Origin of the sequence: Kitasatospora sp. NPDC058444 (genome assembly GCF_042721415.1) — a bacterium.
In the GTDB taxonomy this organism is placed as follows: domain Bacteria; phylum Actinomycetota; class Actinomycetes; order Streptomycetales; family Streptomycetaceae; genus Kitasatospora.
The window spans coordinates 86,053-103,115 of the sequence record NZ_JBHXLL010000017.1; the positions used below are offsets into that span (position 1 = coordinate 86,053).

Here is a 17,063-nt window from a genome sequence, read left to right on the forward strand (position 1 = left end):
CGCCGACTTCCTGCGCAGCACCGCAGGAGCCGAGCGCTCGTCGCCGCGCATTCGCGGGCAGCGCCGAGGGCCGCCTGCCGCTGGCGTCGGCGGCAGGCGGCCTCTCTCCGGTGAACCGTGTGCCACAGGCGACGGGCGGAGGGAGAGACGACCGCACCCGGCGCTGAGCTGAAGGGCGGGCGACCTGGGAATGGTCCCGCTGGTCGCAAGGTCGACGAGGACGCGGACTTGTCCGGTGCCGGCCCTGTCGGCTGTGCAGGAAGGGTGCGGCCAGGGCAGTCAGGTCGCCTCCGCTCGGGCCGGGCGGAGGCGACCTGGCCGTCGGGGCATCGATCCCGCGCGACAGGGTGTGAGAGCCTGGCCCCGTGCTGCACGACCGAACAGCGGCCCGGCCGCCGTGGTGGGCCGCGTACCTGACGCGGCATTGCGCGGTGGCCGACGCCGAGCGCGAGCTGGTCGCCGGGTGGTTCGGCACCGATGCCGCCGAGGCCGACGCCGCCTGGGAGAGCGCGATGCTGGAGGGCCTGGAGGTGCGCCTGCCGTTCGGGGGTGGGCACGCGGTGCTGCTGTACGGCTGCGACCTCCCGACGGACTGGGGAACCGAGTACCTGGTCGTCCACCCCGACTGGGGCCGGGTGCGAGGCCGGCTCGCCGCCGTCGACACCCGCCGCCCGGAGCCGGAACACCAGCAGGGACCGGGCCTGGCCTGGCGGGAGCTGGTCCACATCGCCGACACACCCGACCGCGCGGCGCCCGGTGTGCACGACCCGTCCGTTCGGCTGCTGCTCCTGCTGCCGACACTCGGCGACGCGCAACTGCCGCCGGACGCCGCCGAGGTGGTGCGGGCGGCGCTGGTCGCGGTCGGGACACCGCCGGAGAACGGCGCACGCCTCGCCGCGTTCGTCCTGCGGCACCCGCGCTGGGCACCCGCCCGCTGGAGCGCGCCGCAGCACCGGCGATGGGGCCGGCCCTGGGCGGGGCGGGAGCCCGCCCTCGCCGGGATCCTGCGCTGCGACGTCCCGGGGAGCCCGCGCTTCGCCCGGCAGCTCGCCCACGGCATCACACCCGCGCAGGGCAGGCGGCTCGCCCGGGCCCTCGGGACCTGGCAGCCGCGGTGACGGGCCGTTCGGCTGGCCGCGCAGACCGGTAGGGCCCTCGGGCGCCACTGGCCTACGGTTTTGTTCGTCCGATGTGTTCGACGATGCTGATCGGCATGCCGTCGACACAAGCGCTCACGCACCGGGACAGCCCCTTCGTCAACTTTCGGGACTTCGCCTTCCCCGACGGGCGGGGACACGGGCACCGGTGGGTCCACATGAAGCGCTTCCACCTGCCGTCCGACGCACCGGACGACCGAGACCTGCTGGCCGCCCTGATCGCACATCCGGAGTTCCGCGACACCTACGACGGGGCCGGCGTGTGGCTCGAGCCACGCCATGGACAGTGGTGGTCGGACCGCATCACCCCGGACACCTACCTGGCCGTCGACGAAGCGACCGCCACCGGCGTGATCAGCTCGTGGGTCGCCGACGGCGTCCCCGTCCCGGCCGATCTCGAGGAGCGGCTGCAGGAAGCGGTCTACACGCCGATCCGCCGGGCAACGAGCCGGTACGCACTGGGGGATCTCCCCGACGACGCGCACCACGACTACGGTCCCATCCACATCGCGTTCCACGAACTCGTCCTCATCGACCGCCGGGCAGGCCTTCTCGTCCTACTGGTCGCCGCCGACGACTGACGGCGCCTGATGGCGACGGCGGCGGGTACCGAGGCGGCCGACAGGTGCGGCCACCGCGGGACCGTCAAGGGCCGTGCGGACTCCCGAAGATCGTGCGGCGGCCCCGGGCCGCCTGCGTGCACCGCACCCCGCCCGGGGCGGTCGTGCTCAGCCGGCTCCCCCCGCCCGGAGCCCGGGGAACCCCGTGCGGCGGGCCGCCAGCGCCGCCACCGCGCCGACGGTCAGCAGGGCGAGCGCGGTCCACGGCACCGCCCCGATCCCGGCCCGGGCGAGGACCTGGCCGCCGAGGACCGCGCCGGTGCCGATGCCGATGTTGAAACCGGAGTTGAGCCCGGAGTCGGCGATCTCAGGGGTGGCCGGGGCCGCCCGCACCACCGCCGCGTGCAGCAGCGTGGGCAGCGCCCCGAAGGCCAGGCCCCACACGGCGAGGGCCACCAGCACGACGGGCGTGGAACGTCCGGCCGCCGCGAGGAGCAGCACGGCACCGGCCAGCAGGCCGAGCCCGCCCAGCACCGCCTCACGCGGACGGCGGTCCACCAGCGCCGCGGACGCCCCGACGCCCGCCGCACCCGCCGCGCCGTACGCCAGCAGCGCCCAGCCGATCGCGGACCCGCCGAGCCCGGCGCGCTCCAACAGGGGTGCGACGTAGGTGTAGAGCGCGAACTGGCCCAGCATCACGACCAGCGTCGTGCCGGAGACCGCCAGGACACCGGGCGTGCGCAGCACCGCGGCGACCCGCGTTGCGCCCCGCGCCCGGTCGCCCGGCCGAGGGGGCAGGCAGCGCGCCACCAGTGCGGCGAGCAGCAGTGCGAGCAGGGCCAGGCCGCCGAAGGCCGTGCGCCAGCCGACCGCCGAGCCGACGGCCGTCGCGAGGGGCAGACCGGCCGTCAGCGCGAGGGCCTGGCCCGCGAACACGATCGCCACCGCCCGGCCGACCCGCTCGGGCGCGACCAGCCGGGCCGCGTAGGCCGCGGCCGTCGACCAGAACACCCCGGCGAGCAGACCGCCGCACGCCCGCGTGACGGCGGTGAGCACGAAGCTGCCGGAGAGCGCCGTCAGCACGTTGACCACGGCGAACCCGGCCATGAGGGCGACCATCAGGGGGCGCCGGGGAAGGCCCCGGGTGAGCGCCGTCAGCGGTATCGCCCCGAGGGCCATCGCGTAGGCGAACGCCGTGACCAGCAGCCCGGCCGCGTCCTGGGACACGCCCAGATCGCGGGCCGTCGACGGCAGGAGGCCGGCCGGCAGCATCTCGGTGGTCAGGGCCAGGAACACGGCCGCGGACAGGCCGAGCAGCCCGCCGACGGGCCAGCCCGGGACGGGGCCCACGGGGGTGGGGGAGACGGGGGCGGGGGAGGCAGAAGGGGACGGGGGAGGGGAACAGGGTTGTGCTGTCTTCGACATGCCTGGGACGCTAGGACTCTCACATCGATGTGAACGTCAAGCCCGGCCGTGTGAGGTGGCGCAGGTGAGGATCGGCGAGCTGTCCCGGCGCACCGGGGTGAGCCCGAGGCTGCTGCGCTACTACGAGGAGCAGGGCCTGCTCGATCCCGCCCGGGACGGGGCCCGGGGTGAGGTCAGGGCCGCTCCGGGACGACCTCCACGCCGGCGGCGAGCATCTCGGCAGTGATCCGCTGCGCCAACGCGTCGTCGCAGATCAGCAGTTGCGTAAACGGCGCGTCCCGGCGCTGGACCAGGTGGCCGCCGCCGGCTTCGAGGAGCTGCCACCGGTCGCGTTCCGTGGTCCACAGGAACCGGTGGTCGGCGACGGCGCGTTCGGTCTCGGCGGCTTGCGCCGCGGCCCGGCTCCGGCGGCCCGGTGGCGGGGGCGGCGGGGCGGCGCGCAGGGTGACGGACGTCAGGTAGCCGCGCCGGTCCCGCGGCCTGAGCGAGAGTTCCGCGGGCAGGCCGTCGCCGAGGGCCTCCAGGACCTCGGCCGCCGGGTAGCCGAAGAGGTCGACGTCGGCGAGGACGACGGGCGTGCCGCCCGGTGCGTGCGCGGCCGACGGGCCGCGGCTCAGCACGACGGAGTGCAGGAGGGCCTCGCCGGGCTCCGCCGCATCCACGTCCGACTCAACGGCTCCGGCGGTCACTTCGACGTCGGCCCAGCGGGCGGTACGGCTCCAGGCCGCGTCGGGTACGGGCCTCGGCAGGAGCGGGCCGAGCCCGGCCAGGGCCTGGGCCGTCGCCCGCTCGTCCAGGCCGAACCGCAGGGTGCCCGCCGCGCCCGGCAGCCGGACCCCGAGGCCGGGGAGCAGTTCGAACACCGGCCGATCCTCTCCCGGTGCCCGGGGTGGGGGCAAGCCGCGAAAGGGCCCGGCGCCCCGCCGCGTCGCGGGGCGCCGGGCCGGTGCCGGCCGGTGCCGACGGGTGCCGGCGGGCGTCAGCGGTGCCGCGCGGCGCTATCCGCGGCCGGTGGTGCGGGTGCGGCGGGTGACGGAGTCGAGGACGACGGCGGCCAGCAGGACCGCGCCGGTGATCATGTACTGGATGGCCTGGGCGGCGTGGACCATGTCCAGGCCGGTGGTGATGGACTGGATGACGAGGATGCCCAGCAGCGCGGACCAGGTCTTGCCGCGGCCGCCGAAGAGGCTGGTGCCGCCGATGACGGCCGCGGCGATGGCGCTCATCAGGACGTTGCCGCCGCCCAGTTGCTTGTCGGCGGAGCCCTGCTGGGAGGCGTAGAACAGGCCGCCCAGGCCGGCCAGGAACGCGGAGAGCACGAAGACGGAGATCCGGATCCGGGCGACGTTGACGCCCGCGCGCCGGGCGGCCTCGACGCCGCCGCCGACGGCGAAGACCTGGCGGCCGTAGCGGGTGCGGCGCAGTACGAAGTCGGTGGCCAGGACGGCGCCGAGCAGGACGACCAGGGACAGCGGCAGGCCGCGGTCCTGGTTGAGGGTGTAGGCGGTGGCGAGGGTGAGGACGGCGAGGGCGCCGGCGCGGATCGCGCTGTCGGCGGCGCCGGGGGCGGTGAGGCCGGCGGCGCGGCGGCGGCGGGCGGTGTGCAGGCGGGCGGCCAGGTAGAGGGCGGGGGCGAGGACGGCCAGGCCCCAGGCGTAGGCGATGTCGCCGTCGCCGAGGAAGGTGCTGTCCAGGCTTGCGATGATGCCGTCGTGGCGGTTGTTGACGGTGCCGCCGTCGCCCAGCACGTACTCCTGCAGGCCGCTCCAGGCGAGCATGCCGGCGAGGGTGACCACGAAGGCGGGCACGCCGACGCGGGCGAAGAACAGGCCGTGCAGCAGGCCCATGACGCAGGCCGCGGCGAGGGCGGCGAGGATGGCCACCCACTCGCTCCAGCCCTGGCGCACGGTCAGGACGGCCGCGACCGCGGCACTGGCGCCGGCGACCGAGCCGAGGGAGAGGTCGATCTCGCCGAGGATCAGGACGAAGACGACGCCGACCGCGATCAGGCCGGGGCCGGCGATGAAGCGGGTGATGTTGGTGAGGTTGTCGGCCTGCAGGAAGTGGTGGGTGACGGACTGGAAGACGACGGCGATGACGACCAGGCCGACGACGACGGGCAGCGAGCCGAGCTCGCCGGAGGCCAGGCGCCGTCGGGCGGCCTGCCACCGGCCCGCCCAGCCCGGCGCGGTCGCCAGCAGCCGCGGGTCCGCGGCCGGGCCGGCGGCGACAGGGCCGGCGGCGGCAGGGGCGGTGGCGGGGGTGGAAGACGGGGTGGCGGGTGCGTCGGGGGTGCTCATACGGCCTCGGCCTCCTCGGTGTGCCCGGTGCGGCGGGCCCGGCGGGCGTGGGCGTTGTCGGTGGCGCCGGTGATCGCGGCGACGATCTGTTCCTGGGTGGTGCCGGCCACCGGGAAGACGCCGTTGTTGCGGCCCAGGCGCAGGACGGCGACGGTGTCGGCCACCGCCCGTACGTCGGCCATGTTGTGGCTGACCAGCACGACCGCCAGGCCGCGTTCGCGCAGCCGTTCCACCAGGTCCAGGACCTGGGCGGTCTGCTCGACGCCGAGGGCCGCGGTGGGCTCGTCCAGGATCACCAGGGCCGGTTCGCCGACCAGGGCGCGGGCGATGGCCACCACCTGGCGCTGCCCGCCGGACAGCGCGGCCACGGGGGTGCGCACGTCGGGGATGCGGATGGCGAGGGTGTCCAGCAGCCGGCGGGCGTGCTGCTCCATGGCGACCTCGTCGAGCAGGCCGCGGCGGCGCCTCTCGTGGCCGAGGAAGAGGTTGGCGATGACGTCGAGGTTGTCGCACAGCGCGAGGTCCTGGTAGACGGTCGCGATGCCGAGGGCGGTGGCGTCCTGGGGTCGGGCCAGGCGTACCGGCTCGCCGTGCCAGGCGAGGGTGCCCTCGTCCACGGGGTGGACGCCGGCGATGGTCTTGACGAGGGTGGACTTTCCGGCGCCGTTGTCGCCGACGAGGGCGAGCACCTCGCCGGCGTGGACGGTGAGGTCGACGTCGGTGAGGGCCTGGACGGCACCGAAGCGCTTGGAGACCGAGCGCAGCTGCAGGACGGGTGCGCCTGTCACGGGAACAACCACCTTGGGGGAGTGGTGACTTGGGGTGATACCTGAGGATCGGAGGGGTTGGTCGGCGGCCGGTGGGCTACTTGAGGCCGGCGGCGGCGCACGCGGCGGCGTAGTCGGCGGTGCAGATGTCGGAGGCCTTGTAGAGGCCGTCGGCCAGGACGGTGGCGGCGATGTCGTCCTTGGTGACGACCTTGGCGTCCAGCAGCCTGGAGGGGATGTTCTTGTCGGTGGCGCTGTCGACGCTCGCGGTGGCGATGGTCTTGACGTCCTTGCCCTGGAGGAGGGCGACGGCCAGTTCGGCGGCGGTCTCGGCGAGCGGGCGGTAGGCCTTGTAGATGGTGTACGCCTGTTCGCCGCCCACGATGCGCTGGATGGCGTCCAGGCCGGCGTCCTGGCCGCCGACGGGGACGTTGACGCCGGCGCCCTTGAGCTGGGTGATGATGGCGGCGGCCATGCCGTCGTTGGCGGAGTAGACGGCCTGGAAGCCGTTCTTGCCGAACTCGGTGACGGCGGCGGAGATCTTCTGCCCGGCGACGGTGGGGTCCCACTGCCCGGACTGCTCGTAGACGACCTTCCTGATCTTGCCGTCGAGGACCTTGTGCGCGCCGGACTTGAACTGCGCGGCGTTCGGGTCGGCCTCGTCGCCGTTGATCATGACGATGTCGGACTCGGCGGCCCGCGCCCCGAGCGCGTCCAGCAGGGCCTGGCCCTGGAGTTCGCCGACCTTCTCGTTGTCGAAGGAGGTGTAGGCGGCGACCGGGCCGGCGGCCAGGCGGTCGTAGGCGACGACCTTGACGCCCTTGGCGGCGGCCTCCTGGACCCAGCCCTGGGTGGACTTGGCGTTGTACGGGTCGAGGATGATCACCTTGACGCCCTGCGCGAGCAGGGTGTCGAACTGCTGCTTCTGCTTGGCGGCGCTGCCCTCGGCGTTGTTGTACAGCACCTTGCACTGCGCGCACAGGGCCTTGACCTTGGCCTCGATGAAGGGCCGGTCGAAGGACTCGTAGCGCACGGAGGAGGCGTTCTCGGGCAGCAGCAGGCCGATGGCGTTCGGGTTGCCGGCGGCGGTGGAGGACGCCTCGTTCTTGGCGCCGCCCGCCTTGCCGCACGCGGCGGTCATGGACAGGGTCAGCGCGAGGCCCACGGTGGAGACGAGGGCGCGACGCAGTACGGCGTTCATCGGGTACCTCTCCCTGGGGTCGCCGCGGGCTTCGCGGCGGGGTGGGGGGAGTTAAACCTGGACGCGTACATGACGTCAATAAGTAAAACCAGACTCCCGGGAATCCACCACCATTCGTTATCTTCGTGAACACGTCCCGGGCGTTCCGCCGTCGCATCCCGGCCGTCGGGCTGTCGCGTCCCGGCCGTCCGGTCGCCGCGTCCCGGCCGTCCGGCGCCCGAACGCGGGAGTGCCCGCCGCTCCCCTCGGGCGACGGGCACTCCGGGCCGTGGCCTGATGGAGCGTCAGGGGCGGTCGAGGGTGATCGAGTTGATCGGCCCCAGGTCGTAGTACACGCCGCGCGGCGCCGCGATGTCGTAGACGCAGTCGCCGCCGCCCGAGGCGCGGCACAGGTGGGCGTGCGCGCCGCCGGTCTGGTTGTTGAGCACCCAGTGGTTGCCGTACTGGCCGCTCAGGTTGTGCGCGCCGTAGCTCCAGTAGACGGCGCTGGGGCTGACCGCCGGGTCCTGGTCCTGCGGGTAGACGCAGACCGCCCCGGACGGGCAGCCCGCCCAGTCCCCGCCCGCGGCGCCGGCGCTGCCGGCCCCCATCGTGGTCAGGGCGGCGGCGGCCATGGCGAGCGCGGCGACGGCGTGGGTGATCCTGCGCATGGTGGTTCTCCCTTGGCTGGTACGAGGACGGACGATCCGTCCGCCCGGTGCCCGTCAGCCTAGGAATCCGGCGCCCGCAGCGGTCCCTGACATCTGACAGGGGCGCGCCTGCCCGCCCCCGGACCGGCACTGCGCTACCGGTGCTGCGCCACCGTGGCCCTCGCCGCGGGCGAGCGGGTGCGCCGCTCCTCGCGGAACCGGCGCCGGCGTCGGCGCCGGCGCGTGGACGGGAACTCCGGCGACGGCCGGCCGTGCTGACGGGGGCGGGGCCGACGGGCCGGCGCGGGGGGCGGATACTGGATCACGGTCCGCCCGGTGGTGATCCGTCGCCGTCCCTGGCGGCCGCCCGGGCGCCGCGTCGATCCCGCACGTCCGGGGCCCTGTTCGCCCTGCTTCGCGCGGATCGACGAGGAGAGACCATGCCCGCCCTGCTCATACTGAACTACGACGTGACCGACCCCCAGCGCCTGGACGCCTACCGCCGGGCCGCCGCCCCCGTCCTCCTGGGCCCGGACGCGGGGGAACTGCTCGCGAGCACCGACCGGACCGTCCACCTGTCCGAGGGCGGCCGGCCGGCTGGCGGCACCCACACCGTCGTCCTGCGCTTCGCCGACGCCGAACAGGCCCGCGCCGTCTACGAGTCCGAGCAGTACCGGGAACTGCTGGAGGAGCGCCTCGCGGCCACCCGCCCGTTCACGGCGATGATCGTGCCCGCCCTCTGAGGCGGGGCCGCGGCGGCCGGACCCCTACCGGGACTGCGCCACAGGGGCTCCGGGGAACGCGATGCCCCCGGAGCTCAGTGCGGGTGGCCCAGGTAGGGGAACTCCGCCAGCAGGTCGGTGTGCGGCCCGATGTGATCGCCGGACACCCGGCCGTCGGTGAGCATCGTCAGCCGTGCCGACGTCACGTCGTCCGTCAGCGTGCGCCCGTTCGGGTAGCCCGCCGGGCGGGACCGGTCGTAGCGCAGGATGTCCGGCAGCACGATCCGCAGCTGCGCCTGCGCCGCGTCCGTGGTGTACCCGCCGAAGTGCTGCAGCTTCGCCGTCCACGGCTCCCGGTAGTTCTCCCAGTCGTCCACCGGCTCCCCGGCGTTGTACGCCTCCTTCACGTCCTCCTCGTTGAAGTACGCCGTCAGCGACGGATGCGCACCCCGGTCCACCGACACCAGCCGGCCGTCCTTGCGCACGCTCACCCGCGCCCACACCCCGATCTCCGGCCCCTCGCCGAACGCCTCGTCCGGGCCCTCCAGGACGATCCCGAACACGTTCTTGTCCGCACCCCAGTCCACCCCCGTCCACTGGAAGTCCTTCACGATCCCGTCCAGGTCCGCGAAGAACGGGTCGCTGCGCAGCCCCGCGCTCACCCGGTACGGCCCCGCCTCCACCACCGCCGGCTCGCGCGTGAAGCCCACCGGCGCCCGCGACACCAGCACCTCACCGGTCGCCTCGTGCCCGCGCGCCCCCTCGCCGGTGGTGCGCCGCACCGTCATGGTCTGCGCCCCACCCGCGCTCTCCGACCCCGACCCCGACCCCGACCCCGATCCCGGCTCCGGCTCGGAGAACGTGAAGCTGTACGCGATGTCGGCCCGCCGGTCGCCGTCCGTGTCGATGTCGATCCGGTACACCGCCTGCGGATGGAAGGCCTGCCCGCCGGACGGCGCGACCGGGTTCACGTTCATGATCAGCACCGTCCGGCCCGGCCTCGGCGAGGCGAAGGCGAACAGGTCGGTCAGATCCAGGCGCGCGTCACCCTCCGGTGAGCGCAGGTTCGGTCCGCTGAGGTGGTGCGACACGACGGTCTCCGGTCTCCAGTGCTGCGCGTGCACCCGCGTGAACCCGCGGGCATCCGCGTGGACACCCCCCGCCCCCCGCGGCCATAGCTACCACGCCCCGACGGCCCCGGCCCGCCCCGCTGCGCCACCCGGGCGAACCGGAGCAAACCGGAGCGAACCCGGGCGAGCGAGCGCCCACGGGGGCCGGGGACGGGGTGGGCAGGGCCGTCAGGAGGCCTTCGGCGCCTGCGGCCCCAGCAGCACCGGCAGCACCGGCAGCGCCCGGTGCCCGTTGGAGATCAGCGAGTCGACCGGCTCCAGCCGCGCGCCCGGGGCGAGGGCGAGGCCGGGGAAGCGCTCGAACAGCCGGCTCAGCGCGGTGCGCCCTCCAGGCGGGCCAGCGGCGGGCGGCCGGTCGGGTCCAGTACGAGACGCTCCACGGGGGTTCCTCCACTCGGCGCGGCGACGGTGCGCGGCCGCACGCCGCGCACCGGGACGAGGATCCCCGCCCGCACCCGCCGCGTCGAGAGGGCGTGCGCCCTCCGGGCGGCGAGGGGCGTACCCCCGCGGGCGGCCGGGACGGCTCAGGCCCGCGGGCGGAGCGCCTCGTGGACCCGTGGCGGCGCCGTCGCCGTCGTGGCGCGCTCGAACAGGGCGCCGCTGCGGCTGCCGTCCACCGTGCGCACCCAACGCCAGCCCCGCGCACGGTAGTAGGCGTGCAGGGCGGCGTTGTCGCTCCACACGTTCACCCGCAGCAGCCCGGCGCCCGCCCGCGCGGCCCGCCAGGCGGCCCAGTCGCCCAGCCGGGCGCCGATGCCGCGCCCGGCGTACCGGCGGTCCACCGTGAAGGAGCTCAAGTAGCGGGCCGGGCGGGCGAGTTCCTCGCCGCTCCACAGGCGGGGGCTGCCGGTGGGGCGCAGCGTCACGGTGGCGACCGCCTCGCCGTGCGGGGCCAGCGCGGCCACCACCGTCGCGCCGCGGGCGATCAGCGCCAGGCCCCGCTCGGGGTCGTACGGGGACGACCACTGGGCCGAGCCGTGTTCCAGCGCGATCCAGGCGGCCGCCTCCGCCCGCAGCGCGGCCAGCCGGGGCAGGTCGGCGGGCACCGCGGGACGGACGTACAGCGGGGGAGGCGGCGGGTTCACCACGGCGCGGCGGATCCGACGGATCCGACGGGTTCCTGGGCGGGCTCCTCGAGCGGCGTGAGGACGAAGCCCGCGCGCAGGGCCTCCACCAGCCGCCGGCCGTGCGCGGTGAGCGCGGTGCCGTCCGGGGTGGTCAGCGCGTGCCGGGCGACGACCCGGGCCAGCGGCACCCCGGGAAGCAACACCGTTCCGGGGGAAGGCAGTTGCAGCAGCACGCAGTCGTCAGGACCGCACTCCAGCAGGCCGAACCCGGCGCCGCAGTACCGCAGCCGCCCGTCCTTCAGCCGGTGCAGACCGCCGCCGGGCGCCGCCGCCACCCGCACCGCGGCGCCGGTGTGCCGCACCACCAGCTGCACGGCACCCGCCGCGTCCGTGCGCGGCTCGCCGCCGGTGGCGTGGCCGTAGAGCTCCAGGACGTGGCGCAGCGCGGACGGCAGCGCCTCCTCGGCCAGTTCGAGCTCGCCCAGCAGCCAGGTCGAGCCCTGCATCCGGCAGTTGAGCTCCAGCAGCAGCGGGCGATCGCCGTCCAGGACGAAGTCCGCGCCGAACAGGCCCCGGTAGCCGAGCGCGGCCAGCGCCTCGCCGACGCGCCGGGCCGCGGTGCCGGCCCGGGCCAGCGCCGGCGGCGACAGCAGGGCGGGCGCCCCGAAGTCGCAGCCGGAGTAGGTCCCGAAGGGCGCCCCGATGCCCTCGACGCGGGTCAGCTGGACGGACGGGCGCAGCACCCGCACGGTGCTGTCCGCCGACACCAGGACGTGCAGGTTCACCGCCGGTCCCTCGACGTAACCGCTCACCAGCCAGGGCCCGCCGCCGACTTCGCGGATCGGCGGCAGCTGCGCCTCGTCGGTGACCAGATGGGTGCCCTTGCCGCTGGCGCCCATCGGCGTCTGCACCACGTAGCGGTCGCCGAAGCGCCGGCGCAGCTCCCGGTGGTCGAGCGCCGGGACGACCGCGTCGGACGGGGTCACGGCGCCCACCGACCGCAGCCACGCGCGCTGGGCCCGCTTGTCGCCCAGCACCGGCAGCGCCAGGCGCGCCGGCGGCTCCGCCAGGCGGGCGCCGAGCGCGTCAAGTGCCGTGCGCCACTCGGGTTTCATCGACGTGTAGGGCAGCAGCGCCAGCTCCCGGCCCCGCCAGCTCCCGCCCCCGGAGCGGGCGATGCGGCGCAGCACCTCGTGGACACCGGCGCCCAGCGAGGTGTGGTCGCGCACCCCGCCGCCCGGCTCCAGCGCATGGAACCGCGCCCCGAACTCGCCCTCCCAGCCCGCGTCCGGGCCCTCCACACTCAGCACCGCGGACAGGCAGCCGGTGCGCAGCAGCGGCAGCACGAACAGGGGACGGGCGCAGCACGACAGCCCGGGAACGGCCCGCAACCGGGCCACCGCTTCGTCACAGGATGTGATCACCCACGCGATTATGGAGAGCCCGGGACCGGCCCCGCCGCGCCCGCACCCCCCACCCCGCCCCGCACGGGGCACACCCCGCCCCCACCCTCACCCGTACGAAGGAACCGCCCGCGTTGACGGCCGCACCGGGGGCGTTGTCGGTGCCCGGAAGTACCGTACACGGATGAACAGCCGCACCGACCGCACCGACCAGACCGCCCCCGCCGAACAGGCCGCCCCCGCCGACCGGCAGGCCCGCACCGCCGTACCCACCTGGCGGGTCACCGAGACCGCCGGCCTGGAGACCTCCTGGATCGACCTCGGCCCCACCGCCCTGACCGCCCGCGGCCGCGCCGCCGCCGCCCAGCCCGCCCCGTACTGGCTCGACTACGAACTCGACACCGGCGAAGACTTCACCACCCGCCGCATGCACGTCACCGCCCGCACCCTGGGCGCCACCCGCACCCTCGACCTGCGCCGCGACGAGACCACCGGCCGCTGGACCGTCGACGGCACCCCGCGCCCCGACCTCGACGGCGCCCTCGACTGCGACCTCGGCCTGTCCCCGCTCACCAACACCCCGCCCGTCCTGCGCCACGCCCTCCACCGGCAGCCGGGCGAACACCACTTCCTGATGGCCTGGATCCGCGTGCCCGACCTGGTCGTCGTGCCCTCCCGCCAGACCTACACCCACCTGCGCCGCCACCAGGACGGGGGCGCCACCGTCCGCTACGCCTCCGGCGACTACCGCGCCGACCTGCGCCTGGACGCCGACGGCCTGGTCGCCGACTACCCCGGCCTGGCCCACCGCCTGGCCTGACGCAACGCCCGCCGGCCGCGCCCGCTACGCTTCCGGCGCAACCCGCAACCCGCAACCCGCAACCCGCAACCCGCAACCCGCGACCCGCCACGAGGAGGCCCCGATGCCCTGGTTCACGCTGGAGCGCTTCGACGCCTCCTTCTTCGACACCGCCCCGCACCGCCACCGCTACTCGATGGACCTGCCGGTGGCGCCGCCGAGCGTGTGGAACGGGCTCGCCGGCCCCGCACCGCTGTCCTGGTGCCGGGGCCTGGCCGGCGGCCGCTACACCTCGCCGGCGCCCCACGGCGTCGGCACCACCCGGCAGATCACGGCACTCGGAACGCTGCGCCTGCACGAGGAGTTCGTGCACTGGGAGGAGGGCGAGGACAGCCGGCGGCACGCGTTCTGCGTCACCCGCGCCAGCCTGCCGCTGTACCGCCGCTTCGGCGAGGACTACCTCGTCGAGCCCCTCCCGTCCGGCGGCACCCGCTTCACCTGGACCTTCGCCTACGAGCCGCACCCGCTGCTGCGCCGCCCCGCGGCCCTGACCGACCTGCCCGGCACGGCGTTCCTGCGCACGCTGATCGCCGACACCAAACGGCACTTCGGCGCGGCGTAGCCCACCGGGGGCGGCAGGCCTCGCGGGCCGGGTGACGTGCCGCGCCCCACAACGGCATGCCCATGCCGAGCGCGGGTGGGGGCGTGCCGCGGGGGTGCCATCACCCGATCGAGTGGCCGGCGCCGCTGTTTCCCGTGCCGGTGAGGTGCGCGTGGGTAGCGTCGGGCCATGATCGTGGACTCGTCAACAGGTCTGACATGTCGACGATTTGACTTATTGTCATAGAAGTAAAGAGGCATCGTCGCATGGCAGAGAAGCGCCTGAAGTCCTGGGGCAACAACCGCTCCGGCCAGCTGGGGGACGGCACCTGGGCCGACCTCCGCACCACGGCCACCGCCGTGCTCGGGCTGACCAGCGCCGACGTGCTGAAGATCGCCGCCGGCGGGTCCGGCGCGAGCCTCGGCCACGGACTGGCCCTGCTCACCGACCGCACGGTGCAGTCCTGGGGCGTCAACGGCTCCGGCCAGCTCGGCGACGGCACGGTCTTCAGCCACAACACCCCCGCCCAGGTGGTCGACCTCGCCGACGCCACCGACATCGCCGCCGGCGGCGCGCACAGCCTCGCCCTGCTCGCCGACGGCACCGTGGTCGCCTGGGGCCAGAACAACCACGGCCAGCTCGGCAACGGCACCAGCGCCGACAGCAGCATCCCGCTGCGGGTCGAGGGCCTGCACAAGGTCGTCGCCATCGCCGCCGGCCTGCACCACAGCCTGGCGCTGCGCGAGGACGGCACCGTGTGGGCCTGGGGCTACAACAGCAACGGCCAGCTGGGCGACGGGACTTCGACCAACCGCGGCCTGCCCGTGCAGGTCGCCGGACTGGCCGGCGTCAGCCGGATCGCCGCCGGCGCCGGCCACAGCCTCGTCCTGGTCGGCGCGCCGGGCAGCGGCGCCGCGGTCAAGGCCTGGGGCTACAACGCCACCGGCCAGCTCGGCGACAACACCACCATCAACCGCTACACCCCGGTCACCACCCACGGGGCCTGGACGGGCGGCGTCACCCAGATCGCGGCCGGCTGCAACCACAGCATGGCCGTCGTCGACACCGACCACCGCCTCAAGGCCTGGGGCCAGAACACCGCCGGCCAACTCGGCGACGGCACCACCGTCTTCCGCGTCACCCCCGTCACCGTCCCCGGCCTGACGGGCGTACGGCTGGTGGCCGGCGGCCGCGAGCACACCGTCGCCCTGTCCGGCACCAGCACCGTCCACTCCTGGGGCAGCAACGGCTCCGGCCAGCTCGGCGACGGCACCACCGCCGACAGCAGCACCCCGGTGCCCACCCTCACCGCCCTCACCGGCATCGACAAACTCGCCGCCCCCGTCGGCGGCGACTTCAGCCTCGCGAACTGAGGCGCCTCAACGGTTCCCGGCCGCCCCTCCTGTCACAATGCGCGTGAATACTCCGTAGCTGCCGCAACTCGTACAGTGAGGTCATCGTGTCGAAGGTCAAACTGAGCACCAACCACGGCGACATCGTCCTGCGCCTCGACGCGGAGAAGGCCCCGGCGACGGTGGAGAACTTCCTCCAGTACGTCCGGGACGGCTTCTACGACGGGACGGTCTTCCACCGGGTCATCAACGGCTTCATGGTCCAGGGTGGCGGAATGGAGCCCGGCATGAAGCAGAAGAAGACCCGCGCATCCATCCAGAACGAGGCCGACAACGGCCTGAAGAACACCCAGTACACCGTGGCCATGGCCCGCACCGGCGACCCGCACTCCGCCACCGCCCAGTTCTTCATCAACGTCGCCGACAACGCCTTCCTCGACCACAGCGGCAAGAACGTCCAGGGCTGGGGCTACGCCGTCTTCGGCGAAGTGGTGGAGGGACAGGAGGTCGTGGACACCATCAAGACCGTGCCCACCGGCTCCAAGAGCGGCCACCAGGACGTCCCCAAGGAGGACGTGATCATCACCAAGGCCGAGGTCGTCGAGTAGGACGCGGGAAGCGCGCGGAACGCGGGCGTGGGGGGGGGGGGGGGGGCGGGCGGGGCCCCCGCGCCCCCCCCCCCCCCCCCCCCCCCCCCCCCCCCCCCCCCCCCCCCCGCCCCCCCCCCCCCCCCCCCCCCCCCCGCGTGGTCGTCCGTGGCGCGGGGGCCCGGGGCGCGCCGCGGGGGGGGGGGGTGCCGCGCCGCCGGCCCCCCCCCCCCCCCCCGCCCGCGCCGCCCGGAAGGAACCCGCCGACGCGCGGTAAACGCCCCCGCCCGCGCGGGCCACTTCCCGGCAGCCGCCCAGGCGCCCGGACCGGGGATCCGCCCAGGGCGGGACACCCGGAAGGCGAGCCGCCCGATGATGGACCCCGTGACCCTGCTGCTCCTCGGCACCGCACCCGCCGCGCTGAAAGTCGCCGACGCCCTCGCCCGGAGCCTGCTGCTGCGCGCCCTCGCCGACCTGGCCAGGGCCCAGGCCCAGGCCCGGGCCGCGCGGCCCGCGGCGGCCGCGAGGGCGAGCGAGGCGGCGGACGAGACGTCGGGCGGCGCGCGGTGAGCGAGGAGCCCCCGGGAGCGTGCGGCACCGCGCCGGCGATGTCCTTCGAGGAGGCCTACGGCCTGTACTACGGGCAGCTCGTACGGTCGGTGCGCCGCCGGGCCGCCGCGCTGGGACTGTCCGACCGGGACGCCGACGCCGAGGCCATCGTCCAGGACACCTTCGAGGAGGCCCTGCTGCTCTGGGACACCGTCAGGACCCCCCGGGCCTGGCTCCACACCGTGGCCCGGCGCCGGGTGGCCCGGTGCGTCCCGGCGGCGACGCACCGCGCGTACGGCGACCCGGCCGAGCACGCCGAGCTGGGCGCCGTCCGCTGGAGCCCGCTCGCTCCGGCGGCCGGCGCCGAGGACGTCGTCGCCGCCCGGGAGGTCGCCGCCGTCATCCGGCGGATGCCGCAGCGCCGCCGCCGGCAGGTCGCCTACCTGCGCTACCTGATGGAGTGGGACTACACCGAGATCGCCGAGCAGCTGGGCTGCCGCCCGGCCACCGCCCGCGTCCACGCCCTCAGGGCCCGCGCCGACATCGCCGGGGCCCGGCTCCTGGACAGGATCAGGGCGGTCGCGGGCGACGACCGCGGCGAGGCGACGGTGGGCTTCCTCCTGGTGGCGGCCGTCCCCGCGGCGGCGCTCGCGGTGGGCTCCACGGCCGGGTGGTGGTGGGCGCCGGTCGCGGCGGCCACGGGCCTGCTGGCCCTCGCCCTGGCCGGGCGGGCGGCGGCCGCACTGCGCCGCCGGCGGCACCGGCAGCCGCGGGAGCGGGAGCGCGGATCGGGATGATCCGCGCCCCCGTCGTG

Annotated in this window: 18 protein-coding genes and 1 pseudogene; 10 read left to right on the forward strand and 9 right to left on the reverse strand. The window is 75.3% G+C overall.

All coding sequences use genetic code 11. From position 1 onward, the window contains the following. The first annotated feature begins 365 nt into the window (after positions 1-365). Both ACFWP2_RS19545 and ACFWP2_RS19550 read left to right on the forward strand, forming a co-directional pair. Entirely contained in the window at positions 366-1,118 is a 753-nt protein-coding gene (locus ACFWP2_RS19545) for a hypothetical protein (RefSeq protein WP_380452907.1), read from the forward strand. Positions 1,119-1,201: 83 nt separating this feature from the next. Beyond that, positions 1,202-1,738, forward strand: a complete 537-nt coding sequence (locus ACFWP2_RS19550) for a hypothetical protein (RefSeq protein ID WP_380452909.1) — start codon at positions 1,202-1,204, stop codon at positions 1,736-1,738. Between the two features lie 147 nt (positions 1,739-1,885). Here the strand turns inward: ACFWP2_RS19550 and ACFWP2_RS19555 are convergent, their stop codons facing one another. Then, entirely contained in the window at positions 1,886-3,067 is a 1,182-nt protein-coding gene (locus ACFWP2_RS19555; protein ID WP_380452911.1) for an MFS transporter, read from the reverse strand. A 139-nt stretch (positions 3,068-3,206) separates the two neighbouring features. Between ACFWP2_RS19555 and ACFWP2_RS19560 the strand changes: the two are divergent. Beyond that, positions 3,207-3,299 (forward strand): annotated as a pseudogene (locus ACFWP2_RS19560) (MerR family DNA-binding transcriptional regulator); the annotation flags it as partial. A gap of 16 nt (positions 3,300-3,315) precedes the next feature. Here the strand turns inward: ACFWP2_RS19560 and ACFWP2_RS19565 are convergent. From ACFWP2_RS19565 to ACFWP2_RS19585, 5 genes are all read right to left on the reverse strand, one after another. Beyond that, a complete protein-coding gene (locus tag ACFWP2_RS19565) occupies positions 3,316-4,005 on the reverse strand; it encodes a hypothetical protein (RefSeq protein WP_380452913.1) in 690 nt (229 codons plus the stop codon). A gap of 135 nt (positions 4,006-4,140) precedes the next feature. Then, positions 4,141-5,442: a sugar ABC transporter permease gene (locus ACFWP2_RS19570; RefSeq protein WP_380452915.1), complete on the reverse strand. Its 1,302-nt coding sequence runs from the start codon at positions 5,440-5,442 to the stop codon at positions 4,141-4,143. After that, a complete protein-coding gene (locus tag ACFWP2_RS19575; RefSeq protein WP_380452917.1) occupies positions 5,439-6,230 on the reverse strand; it encodes an ATP-binding cassette domain-containing protein in 792 nt (263 codons plus the stop codon). Before ACFWP2_RS19575 ends, ACFWP2_RS19570 begins: the two co-directional genes overlap by 4 nt. 76 nt (positions 6,231-6,306) lie before the next feature. Further along, entirely contained in the window at positions 6,307-7,410 is a 1,104-nt protein-coding gene (locus ACFWP2_RS19580) for a sugar ABC transporter substrate-binding protein (RefSeq protein ID WP_380452919.1), read from the reverse strand. A 284-nt stretch (positions 7,411-7,694) separates the two neighbouring features. After that, positions 7,695-8,060, reverse strand: a complete 366-nt coding sequence (locus ACFWP2_RS19585) for a hypothetical protein (protein WP_380452921.1) — start codon at positions 8,058-8,060, stop codon at positions 7,695-7,697. A 419-nt stretch (positions 8,061-8,479) separates the two neighbouring features. Here ACFWP2_RS19585 and ACFWP2_RS19590 point away from each other — a divergent pair, with 419 nt between their 5' ends. Continuing rightward, a complete protein-coding gene (locus ACFWP2_RS19590) occupies positions 8,480-8,782 on the forward strand; it encodes a DUF1330 domain-containing protein (protein WP_351634140.1) in 303 nt (100 codons plus the stop codon). Positions 8,783-8,856: 74 nt separating this feature from the next. Here the strand turns inward: ACFWP2_RS19590 and ACFWP2_RS19595 are convergent, their stop codons facing one another. The 3 genes from ACFWP2_RS19595 to ACFWP2_RS19605 form a co-directional block, all read right to left on the reverse strand. Further along, a complete protein-coding gene (locus tag ACFWP2_RS19595; protein ID WP_380452923.1) occupies positions 8,857-9,852 on the reverse strand; it encodes a DUF4331 family protein in 996 nt (331 codons plus the stop codon). Positions 9,853-10,415: 563 nt separating this feature from the next. Next, entirely contained in the window at positions 10,416-10,979 is a 564-nt protein-coding gene (locus tag ACFWP2_RS19600) for a GNAT family N-acetyltransferase (RefSeq protein ID WP_380452925.1), read from the reverse strand. Continuing rightward, positions 10,973-12,382 (reverse strand): ATP-grasp domain-containing protein, encoded by a 1,410-nt coding sequence (locus ACFWP2_RS19605; protein ID WP_380452927.1) that lies wholly within the window; start codon positions 12,380-12,382, stop codon positions 10,973-10,975. The genes ACFWP2_RS19600 and ACFWP2_RS19605 overlap by 7 nt, the downstream gene beginning before the upstream one ends. 163 nt (positions 12,383-12,545) lie before the next feature. Between ACFWP2_RS19605 and ACFWP2_RS19610 the strand changes: the two genes are divergently transcribed. The 6 genes from ACFWP2_RS19610 (at position 12,546) to ACFWP2_RS19635 (ending at position 17,046) form a co-directional block, all read left to right on the forward strand. Continuing rightward, on the forward strand, positions 12,546-13,181 hold the full coding sequence (locus ACFWP2_RS19610) for a putative glycolipid-binding domain-containing protein (RefSeq protein WP_380452929.1): 636 nt from the start codon (positions 12,546-12,548) through the stop codon (positions 13,179-13,181). A 103-nt stretch (positions 13,182-13,284) separates the two neighbouring features. Then, positions 13,285-13,782, forward strand: coding sequence for an SRPBCC family protein (locus ACFWP2_RS19615; RefSeq protein ID WP_380452931.1), 498 nt, complete (start codon positions 13,285-13,287; stop codon positions 13,780-13,782). 245 nt (positions 13,783-14,027) lie between these two features. After that, a complete protein-coding gene (locus tag ACFWP2_RS19620) occupies positions 14,028-15,134 on the forward strand; it encodes an RCC1 domain-containing protein (protein ID WP_380452933.1) in 1,107 nt (368 codons plus the stop codon). Positions 15,135-15,220: 86 nt separating this feature from the next. Further along, complete coding sequence (locus ACFWP2_RS19625) at positions 15,221-15,721, forward strand: peptidylprolyl isomerase (RefSeq protein WP_380452935.1); 501 nt, start codon at positions 15,221-15,223, stop codon at positions 15,719-15,721. Between the two features lie 351 nt (positions 15,722-16,072). Then, complete coding sequence (locus ACFWP2_RS19630; protein ID WP_380452937.1) at positions 16,073-16,270, forward strand: hypothetical protein; 198 nt, start codon at positions 16,073-16,075, stop codon at positions 16,268-16,270. Positions 16,271-16,308: 38 nt separating this feature from the next. Further along, entirely contained in the window at positions 16,309-17,046 is a 738-nt protein-coding gene (locus ACFWP2_RS19635; RefSeq protein ID WP_380452939.1) for an RNA polymerase sigma factor, read from the forward strand. The last annotated feature ends 17 nt before the right edge of the window (positions 17,047-17,063 follow it).

Excerpts from the sequence above, each read along its gene's own strand:
- ACFWP2_RS19550 (WP_380452909.1), top strand. The coding sequence starts at position 1,202 with ATGCTGATCGGCATGCCGTCGACACAAGCGCTCACGCACCGGGACAGC.
- ACFWP2_RS19570 (WP_380452915.1), bottom strand. The coding sequence starts at position 5,442 with ATGAGCACCCCCGACGCACCCGCCACCCCGTCTTCCACCCCCGCCACC.
- ACFWP2_RS19580 (WP_380452919.1), bottom strand. The coding sequence starts at position 7,410 with ATGAACGCCGTACTGCGTCGCGCCCTCGTCTCCACCGTGGGCCTCGCG.
- ACFWP2_RS19585 (WP_380452921.1), bottom strand. The coding sequence starts at position 8,060 with ATGCGCAGGATCACCCACGCCGTCGCCGCGCTCGCCATGGCCGCCGCC.
- ACFWP2_RS19590 (WP_351634140.1), top strand. The coding sequence starts at position 8,480 with ATGCCCGCCCTGCTCATACTGAACTACGACGTGACCGACCCCCAGCGC.
- ACFWP2_RS19610 (WP_380452929.1), top strand. The coding sequence starts at position 12,546 with ATGAACAGCCGCACCGACCGCACCGACCAGACCGCCCCCGCCGAACAG.
- ACFWP2_RS19615 (WP_380452931.1), top strand. The coding sequence starts at position 13,285 with ATGCCCTGGTTCACGCTGGAGCGCTTCGACGCCTCCTTCTTCGACACC.
- ACFWP2_RS19620 (WP_380452933.1), top strand. The coding sequence starts at position 14,028 with ATGGCAGAGAAGCGCCTGAAGTCCTGGGGCAACAACCGCTCCGGCCAG.
- ACFWP2_RS19630 (WP_380452937.1), top strand. The coding sequence starts at position 16,073 with ATGATGGACCCCGTGACCCTGCTGCTCCTCGGCACCGCACCCGCCGCG.
- ACFWP2_RS19635 (WP_380452939.1), top strand. The coding sequence starts at position 16,309 with ATGTCCTTCGAGGAGGCCTACGGCCTGTACTACGGGCAGCTCGTACGG.